The sequence below is a fragment of the Providencia rustigianii DSM 4541 genome, assembly GCF_000156395.1.
Classification (GTDB): domain Bacteria; phylum Pseudomonadota; class Gammaproteobacteria; order Enterobacterales; family Enterobacteriaceae; genus Providencia; species Providencia rustigianii.
In genome coordinates this window covers 949,933-966,855 of sequence record NZ_GG703819.1, presented here as the reverse complement: position 1 = coordinate 966,855, position 16,923 = coordinate 949,933, and the positions used below count along the sequence as shown (strand labels likewise).

Below are 16,923 nucleotides of genomic sequence, written 5' to 3'. Positions count from 1 at the left end.
ACGAATGAAGCGTGCAGTCATAACTGGCCTAGGTATTGTTTCCAGCATTGGTAATAACCAGGAAGAGGTACTGGCTTCTCTGAAGGAAGGTCGTTCCGGGATCACTTTCTCAGAAGAATTCAAAGAGGCAGGGCTGCGTAGCCATGTCTGGGGTAATGTTAAACTGGATACCGAAGGTTTGATTGACCGTAAGATCCGCCGTTTCATGAGTGACTGCTCTGTCTATGCATACCTGTCAATGGAACAGGCAATTAAAGATTCGGGTTTGGCAGAAGACCAAGTTTCTAACCTACGTACAGGTGTTGTTGTTGGTTCTGGTGGCGGTTCCCCACGTAACCAAGTTGCGGGTTCAGATGGCATGCGTGCTAAAGGTTTACGCGGTGTGGGTCCTTATATGGTAACTCGTGCAATGGCTTCCGGTATCTCTGCATGCTTAGCAACGCCATTTAAAATTAAAGGCGTAAACTACTCAATCAGTTCTGCATGTTCAACATCTGCACACTGTATCGGCCATGCTGTTGAGCTGATCCAACTGGGTAAACAAGATGTGGTATTTGCGGGTGGTGGTGAAGAACTGAGCTGGGAAATGACCTGTGAATTCGATGCAATGGGTGCGTTATCAACGAAATATAACGAGACTCCATCAAAAGCATCTAGAACCTATGACCAAGACCGTGACGGTTTCGTTATTGCTGGCGGCGGCGGTATTGTAGTTGTTGAAGAATTAGAGCATGCATTAGCGCGTGGCGCACATATCTATGCTGAAGTTGTCGGTTACGGTGCAACATCGGATGGTGCTGACATGGTTTCACCATCAGGTGAAGGTGCTGTTCGTTGTATGCAAATGGCGATGCACGGTGTTGATAAAATCGACTATATCAATACACATGGTACGTCTACACCGGTTGGTGATACGAAAGAACTGGAAGCGATTCAAGAAGTGTTTGGTAATAACTCCCCAGCAATTTCTGCAACTAAAGCTATGACAGGTCACTCTTTAGGTGCCGCAGGGGTTCAGGAAGCTATTTATAGCTTGTTAATGTTAGAGCACGGTTTTATTGCACCAAGCATTAATATTGAAACTCTTGATGAAAAAGCGACTGGCTTAAATATCGTGACTCAGCCAACAGAGCAAGCGCTGAATACCGTAATGTCCAACAGCTTTGGTTTCGGCGGGACAAACGCAACGCTGGTAATGAGCAAACTGAAAGCTTAATCGAACCTTGTTAGGTTTCTGGTTAGGACTAAAGAAAGCGAGGGCTGATGCTCTCGCTTTTTACTTTCTGATGTTTTCCCGATAACGGATGAAAACGTCAAATATTTCACTAAATAGCCTATTCATAATAAAACTCACCTTCCTCGTTTAAGAGTTCAACGATTGTTTCTCTCAGCCAATATACGGCCTTATCTGTATCACTGCGTTGGTGCCATATCATTTGGAAAACCAAATCAGGGAGAGGTAATGGGGGCGTAAATAGCGTAAATTTGTCTGACATGGACAAGGGAATAGCTTTTTGGGCTAGGGTTAAAATCAAATTAGTTCCCATTAATAATTGGGGCGCAATTTGCCAATAAGGCACTGTTACTGCAATACGGCGTTGTTGATTAATTAATTGTAATTGATGATCAATTTCATTAGCATCGAAAGGTTTCATACTCACTAAAATATGGGGGTATGATACCCAATCTATTAAATCCATCTTCCCCTGCGAACAAACCTGAGGGTCAACGATGCTGACAAATTTATCCGTAAAAACAATTTGATTTCGTAGTGAGTAATCCAGTGTATTAAATACCCCAAAGGCTAAATCTAAACTGCCTTCATGCAATTTATTTTGCATTTCTTCCCGACTGCAATGCCATATTTTAAGGTCAATATCTGGTGCATACTTGCGTAAATAGGGAACGAGTTTTACAGCGATTAAAGCCGCCCCATAGTCTGACATCGCAATATTAAAGTGTCTTTGGCAACTCAGTGGATTGAATTGTTTTTGGGCAATCAAATCATCTAGCTGATTTAATGCTTCATTTAATGGGATGCAAAGAGATTCTGCTTTGCTGGTCAATTGATACTGGCCATCGCGACGAACCAGCAAGGGGTCTTGAAATAATTCTCTCAATTGATTTAAAGCATGGCTGACCGCAGGCTGGCTCTTATACAAAGCCTCAGCCGCTCGACTTACATGGCGTTCTCGCAATAATACCGATAACGTCACCAATTGATTCAAATCTAACTTTCTTAAGTTATTCATCTTATGAATAGTACCTTATAAAACTGTTCATTTCCCAATCTCGTTATCTCTCTTTAACATGGCAACTATTCAATTTTAGTCAATATTAATGTCGAGGTTTCGATGTCAGCAATGTCAATTACAGGAATTTTACTGGCTTTTGTTGCACTATTTGCCGGCGCGGTTGTCCCTATCCAAGCGGCGAGTAATGCCATATTAGCACGGCAGTTAGGTCACCCATTATGGGCGAGCGCCACATCCTTAGTGATCAGCCTAATTGTGTTGATTCCACTTTTAATTATTTTTAAAGTGCCAAAACCCCATTTTAGTACTGAGTTGTTTAATCAACCCATCTGGATTTGGTTTGGTGGCATTGCTGGAATGCTGTATCTCACGTCGGCTCTAATTTTGGTTCCTAAAATTGGCAGTACAACATTCTTTGTTTTAGTGATTGCAGGCCAATTAATTATTTCTGCGCTTATCGAGCAATTTGGCTGGTTTGGTATGAATCGAAATTCCATTCCCATTGAAAAAATCGTGGGCATTGGTTTGGTCATTTTAGGTGTTTTATGTGTACAGTTCTCACGAAAATAATCGATTTTAGTTTGAAAAGTGAATCGAGTTATATGCTTCAGATCGTGGACCAAGTGCTTTCCTACCGTGACTTATCGGACTTATCTGTGAGCTTATTTCGATATAAATCTGTATAAATATCCCGCACTATAATATGAATAAAATAAGGAAAGAAAGATGGCATATTGGACTGCGGGTAGCGTTCCTGAATTAAAGGGTCTAGATAGAAAGACGCAAGGACAACTTTTTAGACAATGCCTGAAAGAAGGCAAGAAACGTATGGGCGCAAAATACTGGAAATTGAATGGGTTGGTGCTATTACTTTCTTGCGTACTTGCATTTGTGCTGTATCAATTAAATTTCTTTTCTGGCGGTTTTCTCGGCGGCGCGATCATCGGTGGTCTGATCGGGTTGATGTTTGTGTTTATTGTGCAAACACCCACTATTGATCTCGGGCGCGAATGGCTGCGCGAGCAAGGCTATCCGAAGCAAGAAAATTAGTTTGGCGAAAAAAAGCCCCAATGGTTAATTGGGGCGAACTCTCATTGAGATAAAGTGCAGTAAGGAATTAAGCTTGCGCTGTTTTGTGTTTACGCTTGCGGATAATTTTTACGATAGGTGGTAACACCAGCACGAATATCGCCAGAATCAATAAGCTCTTCGAAATTGGGCTGCTCCACAGAATATTGAAATCCCCATTGCTGATTGAAAGAGAGCGACGTAAATTTTGCTCCAACATCTCACCTAATACAAAGCCAAGAATCAAAGGGGAAAGGGGAAAATTCATTTTTCGTAATATAAAACCGAAGACCCCAAGCCCCATCATAAGCAGTAAGTCAAATGTGGTGCTATGAACTGCATAAACTCCGACAGCTGAGACACTGGCTATTGCTGGAACTAAGAACCACAATGGAACAGTTAACATGCGGGTAAATACACCAATCATGGGAATGTTCATTACCAGCAAAACGACGTTTGCAATTAATAGTGCGGCAATGAGTCCCCAGACTATATCCGGCTGCTCAGTAAACATGCCCGGACCTGGAGTGATATTGTACAGTGTTAAGGCGCCCATCATTACCGCCGTGGTGCCCGAACCCGGAATACCAAGGGTTAACATGGGGATAAACGATCCACACGCGGAGGCATTATTTGCGGCTTCAGGTGCAGCAACACCACGCACATCACCATCACCAAAGGTGCCTTTTTCTCCCGCAATTTTTTTCTCAGTCATGTAGGTAATGGCGCTGGCGATTGTTGCGCCGGCACCCGGTAAAACACCAACAAAAAAGCCGATGAAAGAGGAGCGTAATGTAGGACCAACACACTCTTTGGCTTCATTACGATTGAACAACATTCTACCTGTTTTGCGGATCAAGCCTTGCCCAGCGGCAGTACTTTCCAGCATCAAGAGGATTTCACTGACAGAGAACAGCCCGATAACTACGACAATAAATTGAACGCCATCAGATAAATTCACACTATCAAACGTAAAGCGGTATTCCCCAGAGTTGGCATCGACCCCGACGGTTGCAAAGGCCAGCCCTATCAAGGCAGCAAGTAATGACTTCACCGGATTTTGGCTCATCATGCTGCCTAAACAGGCGATTGCGAAGACCATCAGTGCAAAGTATTCGGCGGGACCGAAGGCGAGTGACCATTCTGCTAATAACGGTGCGAACAAAATGATACCAACGATTGCAATCGTTGAACCAATAAATGAGCTAACAGCTGAAATGGAAAGTGCAACCCCCGCCTTTCCTTGTTTTGCCATTGGGTAACCATCTAACGTGGTCATGATGGCTGCCGCATCTCCCGGGACATTCAGGAGAATAGACGAAATTCGACCGCCATACTCACACCCTAAATAGACGGTGGCGAGTAAAATCAGTGCAGATTCTGCCGGTAATTTTAGTGCAAAGGCGAGGGGCAATAAAATTGCGACGCCATTGATTGGACCTAAGCCGGGTAGCATACCGACAATCGTACCGATAAAGCAGCCGATTAACCCAATCATAATATTTTGAGGTACCAGCGCAACCTCAAAGCCTTGAGATAGATACATCCAAGTTTCCATACTGATCCCCTTAGCTAAAAAGTTCGCCGATTGGCAAAGTTACGTCGAGTAATTTGTCGAAGGCATAGAATAAAAAGATCCCAAGAACCGGCCCCGAAATGATTGCGGCTAATGGCGTTGCTCCGAATAGCAATGCAACGCTGACCGTCAGTAACGCAGTAGCTAACGGGAAACCTAACCATTCAAACGCCCATGCATAGACCACTAACGAGATAATTAGGATTACTAAACGGCGTAGAACGTAGGATTTTGGCCATTCAATAGCTTCTTGCTTGCCAAAAAGTAGCGCTAAAGCACATAAAGTCATTAAAGAAAGTATGGCTATCGGGAAGGGGCGGGGGCCCAAAGGTTCGTATGAAAACTCACTTTGTATGCCCCAGCCGATATAAAGCCCGATGCCACACAATATTAGCCAGACTATGGCAAATATGCGTTGGCTCATGGTATGACTCCGTTATTTTGCTAATCCAAAGGAACGAGCTTGCTCACGATAGTTTTCAACTTCTTTCTTAACATAAGAATCTAATTCAGCGCCGGTTAAGTTATATTCAAAGAGTCCACGTAACTCGCGTTGCTTTTTAAATTCATCGGTTTGTTGCAGTTTTTGGAAGGCTTCAACCCATTGGTTATAGTCTGCATCAGAGACTTTTGGTCCCATATAAAAACCACGAATAATTGGCCAAACAATGTCGTAGCCTTGTTCTTTAGCGGTTGGAATATTGGCGAGCCCATCGGGTAGACGTTTGTCAGCATAGACCGCAAGAATACGAATTTTCCCATCATTGATGTATGGGGTCATTTCACTAATATCCCCTGAAAGTACTTGGACATGGTTACCGAGCAGCGCCGTTAAGGTTTCACCACCTCCTTCAAATGCGACATAGCGCATTTTGCGAGGGTCAAGATTGATGGCTTTGGCTAACAATGCCGTTTTCATCCAATCTTGACTACCGATGGAACCACCAGCACCGAAGACGATGCTATTTGGATCTTTTTTGAAGGTATCCATTAATTCAGCGAGGGTTTTGTAGGGGGAGTCAGCTCGTACGGCAATCATGCCATAATCGCTACCCACGCTAGCCAGCCAGCGCACGTCATTTTCGTTATAACGCCCAAATTTGCCTTGTGCGAGGTTGAGTAAAGAACCGCCAGAGAAGGCAACAATAGTGCCCGGTTCTGCTGGGCGCTGTGCAACAATTGCATTGTAAGCAACGGCACCGATACCACCTGGCATATAGGAGACGCGCATTGGTTTTTCAATTTCTTTAGTTTCCAGCAAGGAAACTTGAACAAGTTTACAGGTTAAATCAAAACCACCACCGGGTTTTGCAGGGGCGATACATTCTGTTCTTTCTGGTAATGCCACGGCTTGGTTAACGCCAACTAAAAAAATTGCTGCAGCTAAGGTATTGATTGTGAACTTCTTCATGCTTCATTCCTCACTAGACAATAATTAAATGACTTAGTTGTTGTTGCTATGTTGTGGTCTGCGAATCGTTATGGATATTTTGTGTTCGCCATCCATCATTGGTCTTGGAACCTTTCATTTACCTTTCATTAACAAATAAAATTATTTTTATGTGATACATATCAGATTGTTTTATCTTTCTACTACTCCGATATGTTGATTTAATGTTAAATCCAATCTAAAGATGAGGAATAAGACAGGATAGTTGTGATAGGCGCGGTAAAAATGACGTTTAACACTTTTATTCCAATCAATTGGATGCCAACGTGTACGCATAAATAATCATAATGAGTGTGCGACTAATGAGAATGCTATTGGTTGAGGATCATGAAGAGTTGTCATTGTGGTTACAGAAAGCATTAACCGCATCGGGATTTGCAGTCGACATTGCCGATGATGGCTATATTGCCGACCAGCTATTACAAACAGAAGATTATTCATTGGTGGTGTTGGATGTTTCGTTGCCACGCATGAATGGCTTGGAGGTTTTGGCTTCGATGAGAAAGCGCCAGCAAGAAACTCCAGTCTTGCTGCTGACGGCAAATTCGGATGTATCAGACAGAGTGAAAGGGCTGAATGCAGGCGCGGATGACTATCTCACTAAACCTTTTGATATTGCAGAATTAGAAGCCAGAATTCGTGCTTTACTAAGACGCAGTCATGGCAATATCAATGAATCTCAGTGTTATGGAGACTTGTGTTTTCATGATGATGGTTATTTTTTATTGCGCGCGGAACCGCTTGGATTAACACCTAGAGAATACGCTGTATTAAATACACTTTTTCATCGAAGGGGACGACCGGTTTCCAAAACTCAGCTGTTTGAGCAGGTTTTTTCATTGTCGGATGAGGCTAACTTACAAAGTATTGAACTGTATGTTCACCGAGTGAGAAAAAAATTGGCAGGCTCGGATGTGAATATCAATACGTTACGCGGATTAGGATACCGATTAGAGCAGTGTAGTGTATGAAATTTGTCTCTCATCCACGCTCTCTCTTTCATCAGTTGCTGCTTTTTTTCGGTATCCCCCTCATTTTATTAGGCAGTTTCTCTGTCTATACCCACTATTACAGTGCTAAAAATGCAGCTAACTTAGCGTATGACCGTACGTTACTGGCATCAGCGAGAACAGTGGCTGAGCGTCTCCAAGTGGTCGAAGGGCATTTATCGGTGGATGTGCCTTATGTCGTGCTAGACAGTTTCGAATTGAATAATAATGACCGATTATTTTACCAAGTCATTTCGCCACAAGGGGAAACTATCTCCGGCTACGATGATCTGCCCGGTATTCCCCCTTATTGGCTACGTTCTCAACATTACACGGCATTAGTTTATTTCTATGATGCGGAGTATCGAGGCTTACCTATCCGAGTCGCAACCTTTTTTCAGCCTATTAATGAAGGCGGAATCCAAGGGATGGTGGAGATTCGAGTCGCTGAAACGGTCTATTCTCGCCAAGATTTTGCGAATCAATTATTAATTTCTGCGCTTATGAGCCAAGGAACCGTGGTGGTTATGACGCTAGTGTTAGCGTATTTATTGCTGCGAAAATTGCTCAAGCCACTGAAAAAATTGTCTAATTTAATGCTAGGACGTGCTGCGAATGACTTAACGCCAATTCCTAACGTGTTACCGTGGTCTGAATTAACGCCGTTAGTTGAGGCATTGAATCGCTATGTTGAACGGCTTAAGCGCATGGTAAAGCGTCAAGAGCGTTTTAGTGCAGATGCTTCCCATCAATTAAAAACCCCGCTTACCGTGCTGAAAACGCAAGTTTCTGTTGCACTAAACAGTGATGACGAACAGCAAAAGCAGCAAAGTTTACACGCCATCAATAAAACCTTAGATGACACGATTATTCTCACCGACAGATTATTGCAACTCGCTCGGTTAAAAGAACATGAAAAATCGGCGATTAAACTCTATCGCGCAGTGAATCTAGTCGAGATTGTTCAGCAAGTTTGTTTTACCCGTTTGGGGCAATCTGAAAGTAAACAGATTGATTTAGGGTATGAGGGGCTGGATATCTGTTGGGTCAAAGGCGAGGCTATTTTGTTGGCTGAAATGTGCGCCAATCTGATTGATAATGCAATCAAATATACCCCTGAAAATGGCATTGTGACTGTGCGTGTGGTCGCTGATGAATTACATAAATCGATGGTAAAATTGGAAATTGAAGACTCTGGGCCGGGTATTGCAAATAAACATATTCACCGATCAGTCAAAGCATTTATGCGATTAAATAATGCGAAAGGCTTGGAGGGTTCAGGGCTGGGCTTAGCCTTAGTGAAAGATATTGCCAATTACCATGGTTCTGAATTGCAGCTACTCAAAAGTGAACAGTTGGGTGGATTACTGGTGCGGATTACACTGAAAACAAGTCGACCGCCGAAGACTCAAAATTAAAGCCCTCACCAAGTAGGCGAGGGCGAATGAGATACTTTTATTGGTGTGAGTTAATAATCTATTGATTTAAAATACTAAAATCCCATTCCTTTAATGCCACCATCGAGTCTTTATCTAAATATTTTGCACCCATCTCAAGATAATCATGGGCTTTTTGAATATCGTCTTTACTCTTAGTGCCAACTAAACCGTTGTAATACATGTAGGCAAGTTTATATTTTGCCATTGCATGATGGGTACCTTGTTCTAAGTTGGTAATCTCATAGTATTTTGCAGCCTGGATATAATCCTTTGGTATTCCTTGACCGAAATAGTGCATATCTCCGGCTAAATGTGCGGTATTACTGTCATTCTGTTGTGCACCTAAATCAAAGTAATAAAGGGCTTTAGGAAAGTCTTTTTCAATGCCGCGTTCATTATCCTTACGATAAAGGTTTCCTAATATATTGTAGGCGCGTGAGTAACCATTTTTTCCAGCTAATTCATAATAGTAGATCATCTTTTGCGTATCTTCTGGCACCATTTCTCCGCGAGCATAACTAATACCTAATGAAAATGCTTCGATACGATCTCCGGCTTCAGCTTTAAGGCGTTTTTCTTCAATTTGCTGAGCAAAACGTCCATATTTTTGGAATGCTTGCTCATCTGCAACTCGTTGATCTATTTCTTGTCGTTCTTGCGGTAATAATGTACCCAATAACTCAATATTTTCAGGGTCTTTCTCTAAACGTAATGCAATGTAGTAAGCCTGTTTAGCATCCTTCTTTTCTACATAGGCTTGATACAGGTTATTTAGTGCATGAGTATCATGATAATTTAAAGAAATTAGATACCATTCAATAGCTTTATCGATATTTTTGGGCATATCACAGCTTCCATCTAAGTACACATCTCCCATTTTTTTACTTAAATTTTCAGGTTCTTGGATATAGCTTCTATCTGTATTTTTTCCAAATTGTTTTTTGTCGAGCCATTCTTTTAAGTAAATACTAGATTTATCGATATCTGCATTACGACTGTTGGTACAGTATTCCCCTGGATTATTGATTTCATATAGCTTGAAGGTGGCATTTAAGTCCCCTTGCTGATGAGCACGATATAAATAATCGAGAGCCTTTGGCTTATCGATGCTAGCGTAATAGTCATATAAACGAATTAATGCATCAGGGCGTTTTTCAGCTTGATTTTGAATTAATTCAAGGTACTTTTCACTATTGATAGGGCGTAGAATCTGATCATTTTCCAGCAAGATGCCGTTTTTATATAAATTTGCTAATGATTCAAATGCACTATCTGAAATAAAGGCATCAGTAGATTTCATCCCGACATCGAGGTATTGCAGAGCAAGATTATAGTCTGGAGAGTTATTATCTATATTGGCGTCATGCAGATAGACTTGAGCAAGCTGAACTTTGGAGTACAGGTCATTTTTTGCTGTTCCATCCAAATAATTTTGGCGTTTTACTAAAGGATCTTCAGTAACACTGTCTAAGGGGCGATAAGCTGCAATGTTACCTGCGTCAATGCTTTTTATATAGTACAGTTGTGCTGCCGCGTTATTTCCCCAAGAATAATACCAGTCACCTAATTTAGCATAAGCAGCAGCATCCCCTTTTTGTGCGGGCTCTACGAGGGTCTCATATACATCAATATAGGTTTTTACACGCTCAGGCTCCGTGTGTTTTCTTAAATAAAATATGGCATTATCCCAATCTGGTTCAGCGAGCCATTGGTGTTTCTCTTTATCGTAAATACCCATGTAGAGTAGTTCGGTGTAACGCCGTATGGCTAAATTATTTCCTTCATCACTGGCTTGTTTTAAATATTTAATAGCTTCATTGGTGTCTTGTTTTACGCCATTACCATATAAATAAGCATCCCCGACATTGAATTTTGCTGATGGACTTTCATTCAACATTTTCATGCCAAGATCATACTTGTTCATATATCGAATATACTGATCTCCCCAACTCCCAGACTTAATATAGTACTCGCGGGCTTTTTGGCGGTTAGCTACTACAAGGCGGCTACCATTTAAATACTGATGAGCCAACTCTCGGGTATAATGTTGGTCACCTAATTCAGCTAATTGGTCATAATAAGCTAATATTTTAGCCTTATTAGCATCAATAAATTGGTCTTGGCTGTAATAATCGACTAAATCATTTAAGGCTTGCTGGTTATTGAATTTTGCACTAATAGTTAAATATTCAAGCCATTTTTTTTCATCAATTTTTTGCCCATAATTTCCAAATTTATAGGCATTAGCTAATGTTCGTAATGCTTCAGGATTGTTGTTCTTAGCATCATTTTGAATCTGAATGAAATTAGCTTTTGATTTTGCAATTTCACTTTTACGTGATTTTAAAAAGCTAAAGTCGGGATCTGATATTTTCCCATAATATTCCAATGCAATGTCATAGTTAGGATCTTCCCCATATTTTCCCTCTTGATAAATCTCACCCAATTCATATAGGCAGCGATTATTGCCTAATTCTGCACATTTTTTATATTTTGGGATTAGATCATTTGGCTTGAGTCCGGTGATCTGTTGAAATCGGGCTTTATAATAGGGTGTTCTATTATAATAATTAACACTATCAAGGTTTTGGGCTATATACAAATGAGCGGATGAGCTACCTAATTCAGCTGCGTTGAGAATAGTATCATAATAGGGTTTGAGTTCATCGTTGCTTAAACTGTCGACCTCGGTTAATTGGGTCAGTTTTGTAATGCCATATAAATAGGTGATATCCGCGTCAATACAAACTTGTGGCTCTACAAGTGCGATAGCTTTTGAATTTTTGTCATATAGCGCTAAATTTATCAGTAAACTTTTAGTCTCTGGTGCTTGGAAGCCTATTTTTAAGAGAATATCGGTGGCTGCATCTTTTTCATCTGGTGTGAGTTCTGCCTTATTACTTTCCGAAGATAGTAGATTGACAATAAGTTTAGAGGCAAAATCGGTTTGCTCCGGTTTGTATTTTAATAATGCTGCGGCATAGTGAATATGAGCACTTTGGCTATATTCACTCGATTTTTCAAATAAATCAAAAGCAAGTTTGCTATTTTTTTCAGGGTTCTCTTGTAATAAATAATTGGCATAGAAATGTGCTAATTCATAATTCTCTCTTTCTATAACATCATTCTTTAAAATATCAATGATCGTTCTTTCATCTATGTAAGCCTGAATGTCACTATGATAATAAAGTTGAACTAACAAGCGATCGGCAGTGGAGGGGATACCTCGGTCATCTAAATTAGATTTGAGTATATTAACCGCTTTTTCTAAATTTGTTTTTGTACCAAAACCACGAATATAATAACGAGCTAGTTGTACTTGAGAATTATAGTCAGGGGCAATTTTATTAGCTTTTTCTAGAGCAGAAAAAGATTTTTCTGGAGAATATAGTGGGCTATCTTCTTTACCGTATACTTGGCTGGTAACGACTAAAGCCTCCGGTGAATTAGGGTATCTCTCCATTAATATGGGTGTATATTTTGTTATCAAATCAATTAACTGACGATTTGGAAATTGATAACTGGTAATTGATTTTTCAACGATCTCAACGAGAGCATCATGATGACCTAAATCTGCTGCGCCCATGAGGTATTTATTGGCGAGTGTGTCATTGCGTTCGATATTGAAATTAAACGTATTACCTGAATAAACTTGGTATGCTTGATACATCGCATCAGGGTATTGGAGATCAGCTGCTTCGATTAAATCATCGAGATTATTTTTATCCGTAAGGTAATTTAAGTACAAAGCTTTTGGTGAACGTTGTTGTATTAAAGGACGCAAATACGCTAATGCAATATTTTTATCCTTTTTAACTCCATCACCGAACATATATTTCTGATATAAAATATAAATGGCTAGCTCATCCCCTTGGCGAGCTCTTTCTTCTAAATTTTCAATAATTTTTTGTTTTTCTTCTGGTGTCTGAGAACCATAAATAGAGAGTGGGGCTGGTTCAAATTCATTTGTATCTGAAACAAACTCTAAGGCAGACGCCATCGATATTCGCTCATATTTTTCGGCAAAAAATTTATTAGGTGTGACTCCATTTCCACCTTCCGTATAGATTGTTGCAAGCAACATGGCAGGTAATGGAAAGTTTTTACTAACCAGTGGGGTTAAGATTTCTACCGCTTTTTTATTGTCTTTATCAAAATCATGAGCAATATAGCCAAGGGCAAATTTAGCAAATTGAGAATCTTGTTTTGCCGCAAGTGTAAAATATTGGCGGGCTAGTTCAATGTCTTGTGGGATTTTTTCAGTCTTGTCTGCAATATAAATACTGCCGACCATAATTTGAGCTTCTTGTACGCCAAAATCCGCAGACTTTGTTAACGAGACTAAGCCATACAAGTCGTCTGGTGTTCCCTCTATTTCTTGATTGTAGCGGTAAAAGCCAAGGTTATAGAGTGCACTTTTATTATTCTGTGATGCGGATTTCTCCAACCAATATTGGGCTTTACTGTCGTCTGGCGGTGTTCCAATCCCTTCTTTATACATCACGGCTAATGCGTAAGCGGATTGAGAGTCGCTCTCTGCATTCTTTTGAAATAGAGCAAAAGCGGCTTCAGTTTCGCCTTGTTGATATAAATCGTAACCTGCTTGTGCTGAATTGGACTGGCTGGAGGTATTTATAAGATAAAGACCAGCTGAAATGGCAATTATTATAAATATAAAAAGACCTATTTTAAGTTGTCTAGTCATCGTTATTTTATCTCAATGGGCATGTATTTTTCGATATTCCATAATCCTTATAGGCATATCGAATCAATATTTCATGGCAATATGAATACCCTTAATTAACAGAGGGCTATTTGGCTTAAGTCTAGGGAGATATAAATAAGATACAATCAGATTTTGCCTGATTATTCAGTTTAAGAGTGCCAATACCGATTTATAGTTTAGATATGAGAGGTTAGTGATAGGAATTAATGTGGATAAAGGAAAGCCCCACAAAGTGGGGCATATGAGTTAACGACATTGCATTGATTTTTTAGTGATAAATAACAGTAGGTCAATTATGGACAAATATCTTCTTGTGCACTTTTACTTTTACGTGCAAACACTTGAGTGAGTGGAGTGCGTAATTGCTGAGCGAGCATCACACCAAGTAACACGACACCACCACCAATTAAATGGTAACTTTTCAGCTCTTCTCCCAGAGTGAAAACAGCAATAATGGCTGTGAACACGGGGGCGAGATTCATAAAGATTGAAGCGGTGTTTGCACCTAAATGAATAACGCCTTTGATCCATAATGCAGGGGCAATAATTGACGCGGCAATCCCGGCAAAGAAAACTAACCCCACATTATCTCGATTCAGTGAAACGTCATCAGCGAGTAAGAAATTAGGAATTAATAATAAAACCCCAAAGAAAATTTGCACATATAAAGAATCCCAACTTGATAATTGAATCGCCCAGCGCTTGGTGAGAACACCATACAGCGCATAGGCTGCAGAGGCGACAATCATCAGCAACTCACCTTGACCAAGACCATTATCGAGCAACGAGCTTGGATTCCCTTGGCTGACTAACCAAGCCAGACCAAACAGTGAGAGTAGTGAACCGATAACAATCCCAACAGTTGGAATAACGCGTAGGACGAAAATGCTGATCACCACCGTCAGCAGTGGAATAAATGAGTTCATGACGCCCATAAACGTGGCGCTAACCGTATGAGCCGCATAATAAGCTAGGCTTTGGTATAGCATCATGCCCAAAGCGCCTAAAATAGCGAGTTGCCACCAATGTTGTTTGATGATTTTGGCATGACGCAATACAGAGCGTAAAACAAATGGGGTCATAACCAAAAATGCTAGAGCCCAGCGATAGAACGAGATTGCCGCAGGGTCAATAGCAGTCGCAGCTGCTTTATTGACGATGGCATTCATCGACCACAGTAAAACCGCAATCAGCGGAAACAGGAAATATTTCATTAACAAGGTTCTCCCTAATCAGTCACAGGAGTATACATCTGTCTGAAAAATTATATATACTGATATTCAGACAATCGATAACGTTTTTCAGACAGGCTGATGAATAATTCACAAAATGATGTGTGGCAAATAAATGAATGCAACATTATCGAACCAGATTTTATTGCACTACGCCATGAACAGATTAACCAACAAACAGAATATAAATCTCACTCTCATCCTTTTGGTCAATTGCTGTATGTGGTGTGTGGAATTATGGAGATGGAGGTTGAAGGTAAGCACTATATGGCACCTCCTGAATTTTGTATTTGGATCCCTGCAAACACACAACATGCGAGTTTTAACAAGCAGAGTGTAAAATTTCGGATTATCGATTTTTCTCAGAAATATAGCCATAGACTTGCCGATAGAGCCTGTGTGGTAAGGCTAAGCTCTATTTTCCAAACCATTATGGCTGATATGTATCAGCGAGGTATTGTTCAGCCAGAAACTGAGCAAGATAAGCGACTCGGGGACGTGCTGATTGATCAATTTGCGATTTCCCCCTGCCAAGATACCTATTTGCCCACCAGTAAAGACAAATTTTTGGCACCGATTTTACAAGAATTACAGAAAGAACCTGCGGATAATACAACGTTAGCTCAATGGGCTAAGCGCTTTTACACCTCAGAACGAACGCTATCTCGCCGCTGCCAACAGGAATTGGGAATGTCATTCAGCGAATGGCGGCAACGTTTGCGTTATTTACATGCAGTCTCTGGACTCGAAAAAGGCAAAAGTGTTCATGAGGTGGCGTTGGATGTAGGGTATAGCTCTGCTTCTGCATTTATTGCCATGTTCCAGCAAATTTCTGGTGTAACGCCAGATAGGTTTCGTTTCAAAGAATTTATTACCCAAGATGAGTCATTATTACGAGGGTAAAAGATTCTGCATACCTACGATTTGGAGTATAGTGTGGCAGCCGAATAGGGCATCAATGGGTATTATTAACAATTCTATTGGGACGAATTAAGTGAAAATTTTGGTCGATGAAAACATGCCGTATGCTGAAACACTTTTTAGTCAGCTAGGCGAAGTGAAAGCTGTGCCAGGGCGCCCAGTACCAGAACAAGAACTTATTGATGCAGATGCATTAATGGTGCGCTCGATTACCAAAGTGAATAAATCTCTACTGGATAATACGCCAGTAAAATTCGTCGGTACTGCAACAGCAGGCTTTGACCATGTGGATATCCAATGGTTATCTGAGGCTAATATTGGCTTCTCTTCTGCACCCGGTTGTAATGCTATTGCGGTCGTAGAGTATGTTTTCTCTTCTTTATTGCTGCTTGCTGAACGTGATAATTTTGATCTACGAGATAAAACTGTCGGCATTGTGGGCGTGGGTAATGTGGGCGGTCGCCTTCTCAAGCGCTTACAGGCATGGGGAGTGAAAACTTTATTATGTGACCCTCCGCGTGCTGACCGTGGAGATCAAGACACATTTGTCTCTTTAGATACCGTATTAGAGCAAGCGGATATTTTAACTTTCCATACTCCATTAAATATGGATGGCATCTATTCAACATTCCATTTAATGGACGCTCAGCGCCTTGCTAATTTACGAGATGGTACGATTTTAGTGAATGCAAGCCGTGGTGAAGTGGTTGATAACCAAGCGTTGTTGAGCATACTGCAACAAGGTAAGTATTTGAGTGTGGTGCTAGATGTTTGGGAACCAGAGCCAAACTTAGATACAGAATTACTCGCATACGTAGATATTGGAACGCCACATATTGCGGGTTACACCTTAGAGGGTAAGGCTCGGGGAACAACTCAAGTGTATGAAGCGTATTGTCAATTTTTAGGCAAAACGGCGCATGTCTCACTGGCTTCTTTATTACCTAAACCTGATATCAGTGAAATTACATTTAACGGTAAATTAACGCAAAGCCAACTCAAAAGATTAATTCATCTAGTGTATGATGTTCGCCGTGATGATGCTGCGTTACGAGCGGTTGCGGGGATTTCCGGTGAGTTTGATAAGTTACGTAAAAACTACCAAGAACGTCGGGAGTGGTCATCGTTGACGGTTCAATGTGACGATGAGCAAACCGCCAAATTACTCAATGAGTTAGGTTTCAGCGTTAAAATTTAATAGCAAATTATTTTTCAATGAAATGAGGGTGTGAATAACGACTCATTTCATTTTGATTTTTAGAGGAAA

13 protein-coding genes are annotated in these 16,923 nt (G+C 40.8%); 7 read left to right on the top strand and 6 right to left on the bottom strand.

The genetic code is table 11. The features are described 5' to 3' along the window. Positions 1-4: 4 nt before the first annotated feature. Positions 5-1,216 carry a beta-ketoacyl-ACP synthase I gene (gene fabB / locus PROVRUST_RS14280; RefSeq protein ID WP_006815576.1) on the top strand — a complete coding sequence of 404 codons (1,212 nt, stop codon included), beginning with the start codon at positions 5-7 and terminating at the stop codon, positions 1,214-1,216. 118 nt (positions 1,217-1,334) lie between these two features. On the opposite strand, the gene PROVRUST_RS14275 is transcribed toward fabB, so the two are convergent. Then, positions 1,335-2,252 carry a LysR family transcriptional regulator gene (locus tag PROVRUST_RS14275; RefSeq protein WP_006815575.1) on the bottom strand — a complete coding sequence of 306 codons (918 nt, stop codon included), beginning with the start codon at positions 2,250-2,252 and terminating at the stop codon, positions 1,335-1,337. Positions 2,253-2,354: 102 nt separating this feature from the next. On the opposite strand from PROVRUST_RS14275, the gene PROVRUST_RS14270 reads away from it, so the two are divergent. Both PROVRUST_RS14270 and PROVRUST_RS14265 read left to right on the top strand, forming a co-directional pair. Then, on the top strand, positions 2,355-2,825 hold the full coding sequence (locus tag PROVRUST_RS14270) for a DMT family transporter (RefSeq protein WP_006815574.1): 471 nt from the start codon (positions 2,355-2,357) through the stop codon (positions 2,823-2,825). A gap of 156 nt (positions 2,826-2,981) precedes the next feature. Beyond that, positions 2,982-3,305, top strand: coding sequence for a hypothetical protein (locus PROVRUST_RS14265; protein WP_006815573.1), 324 nt, complete (start codon positions 2,982-2,984; stop codon positions 3,303-3,305). Positions 3,306-3,372: 67 nt separating this feature from the next. Here PROVRUST_RS14265 and PROVRUST_RS14260 read toward each other — a convergent pair whose 3' ends face one another. From PROVRUST_RS14260 to PROVRUST_RS14250, 3 genes are read right to left on the bottom strand one after another with little or no spacing between them, the layout of a single operon-like run. Beyond that, on the bottom strand, positions 3,373-4,881 hold the full coding sequence (locus PROVRUST_RS14260; RefSeq protein WP_006815572.1) for a tripartite tricarboxylate transporter permease: 1,509 nt from the start codon (positions 4,879-4,881) through the stop codon (positions 3,373-3,375). A gap of 10 nt (positions 4,882-4,891) precedes the next feature. Next, positions 4,892-5,323, bottom strand: a complete 432-nt coding sequence (locus PROVRUST_RS14255; protein WP_006815571.1) for a tripartite tricarboxylate transporter TctB family protein — start codon at positions 5,321-5,323, stop codon at positions 4,892-4,894. Positions 5,324-5,335: 12 nt separating this feature from the next. Beyond that, the gene (locus PROVRUST_RS14250; protein WP_006815570.1) at positions 5,336-6,310 is read right to left on the bottom strand and encodes a Bug family tripartite tricarboxylate transporter substrate binding protein; all 975 of its coding nucleotides are present in this window, start codon (positions 6,308-6,310) and stop codon (positions 5,336-5,338) included. A gap of 341 nt (positions 6,311-6,651) precedes the next feature. Between PROVRUST_RS14250 and tctD the strand changes: the two genes are divergently transcribed. Continuing rightward, the gene (gene tctD, locus PROVRUST_RS14245) at positions 6,652-7,320 is read left to right on the top strand and encodes a transcriptional regulator TctD (RefSeq protein WP_006815569.1); all 669 of its coding nucleotides are present in this window, start codon (positions 6,652-6,654) and stop codon (positions 7,318-7,320) included. Continuing rightward, positions 7,317-8,756, top strand: coding sequence for a sensor histidine kinase (locus tag PROVRUST_RS14240; RefSeq protein WP_006815568.1), 1,440 nt, complete (start codon positions 7,317-7,319; stop codon positions 8,754-8,756). The genes tctD and PROVRUST_RS14240 overlap by 4 nt, the downstream gene beginning before the upstream one ends. Before the next feature lie 58 nt (positions 8,757-8,814). On the opposite strand, the gene PROVRUST_RS14235 is transcribed toward PROVRUST_RS14240, so the two are convergent. Together PROVRUST_RS14235 and PROVRUST_RS14230 are read right to left on the bottom strand one after the other, a co-directional pair. Then, complete coding sequence (locus PROVRUST_RS14235; RefSeq protein WP_006815567.1) at positions 8,815-13,482, bottom strand: tetratricopeptide repeat protein; 4,668 nt, start codon at positions 13,480-13,482, stop codon at positions 8,815-8,817. A 314-nt stretch (positions 13,483-13,796) separates the two neighbouring features. Further along, positions 13,797-14,717 (bottom strand): DMT family transporter, encoded by a 921-nt coding sequence (locus PROVRUST_RS14230; RefSeq protein ID WP_006815566.1) that lies wholly within the window; start codon positions 14,715-14,717, stop codon positions 13,797-13,799. Positions 14,718-14,816: 99 nt separating this feature from the next. On the opposite strand from PROVRUST_RS14230, the gene PROVRUST_RS14225 reads away from it, so the two are divergent. Next, positions 14,817-15,638 (top strand): AraC family transcriptional regulator, encoded by an 822-nt coding sequence (locus tag PROVRUST_RS14225; RefSeq protein ID WP_006815565.1) that lies wholly within the window; start codon positions 14,817-14,819, stop codon positions 15,636-15,638. A gap of 91 nt (positions 15,639-15,729) precedes the next feature. Then, positions 15,730-16,854, top strand: a complete 1,125-nt coding sequence (gene pdxB, locus PROVRUST_RS14220) for a 4-phosphoerythronate dehydrogenase PdxB (protein ID WP_006815564.1) — start codon at positions 15,730-15,732, stop codon at positions 16,852-16,854. Positions 16,855-16,923 lie beyond the last annotated feature (69 nt).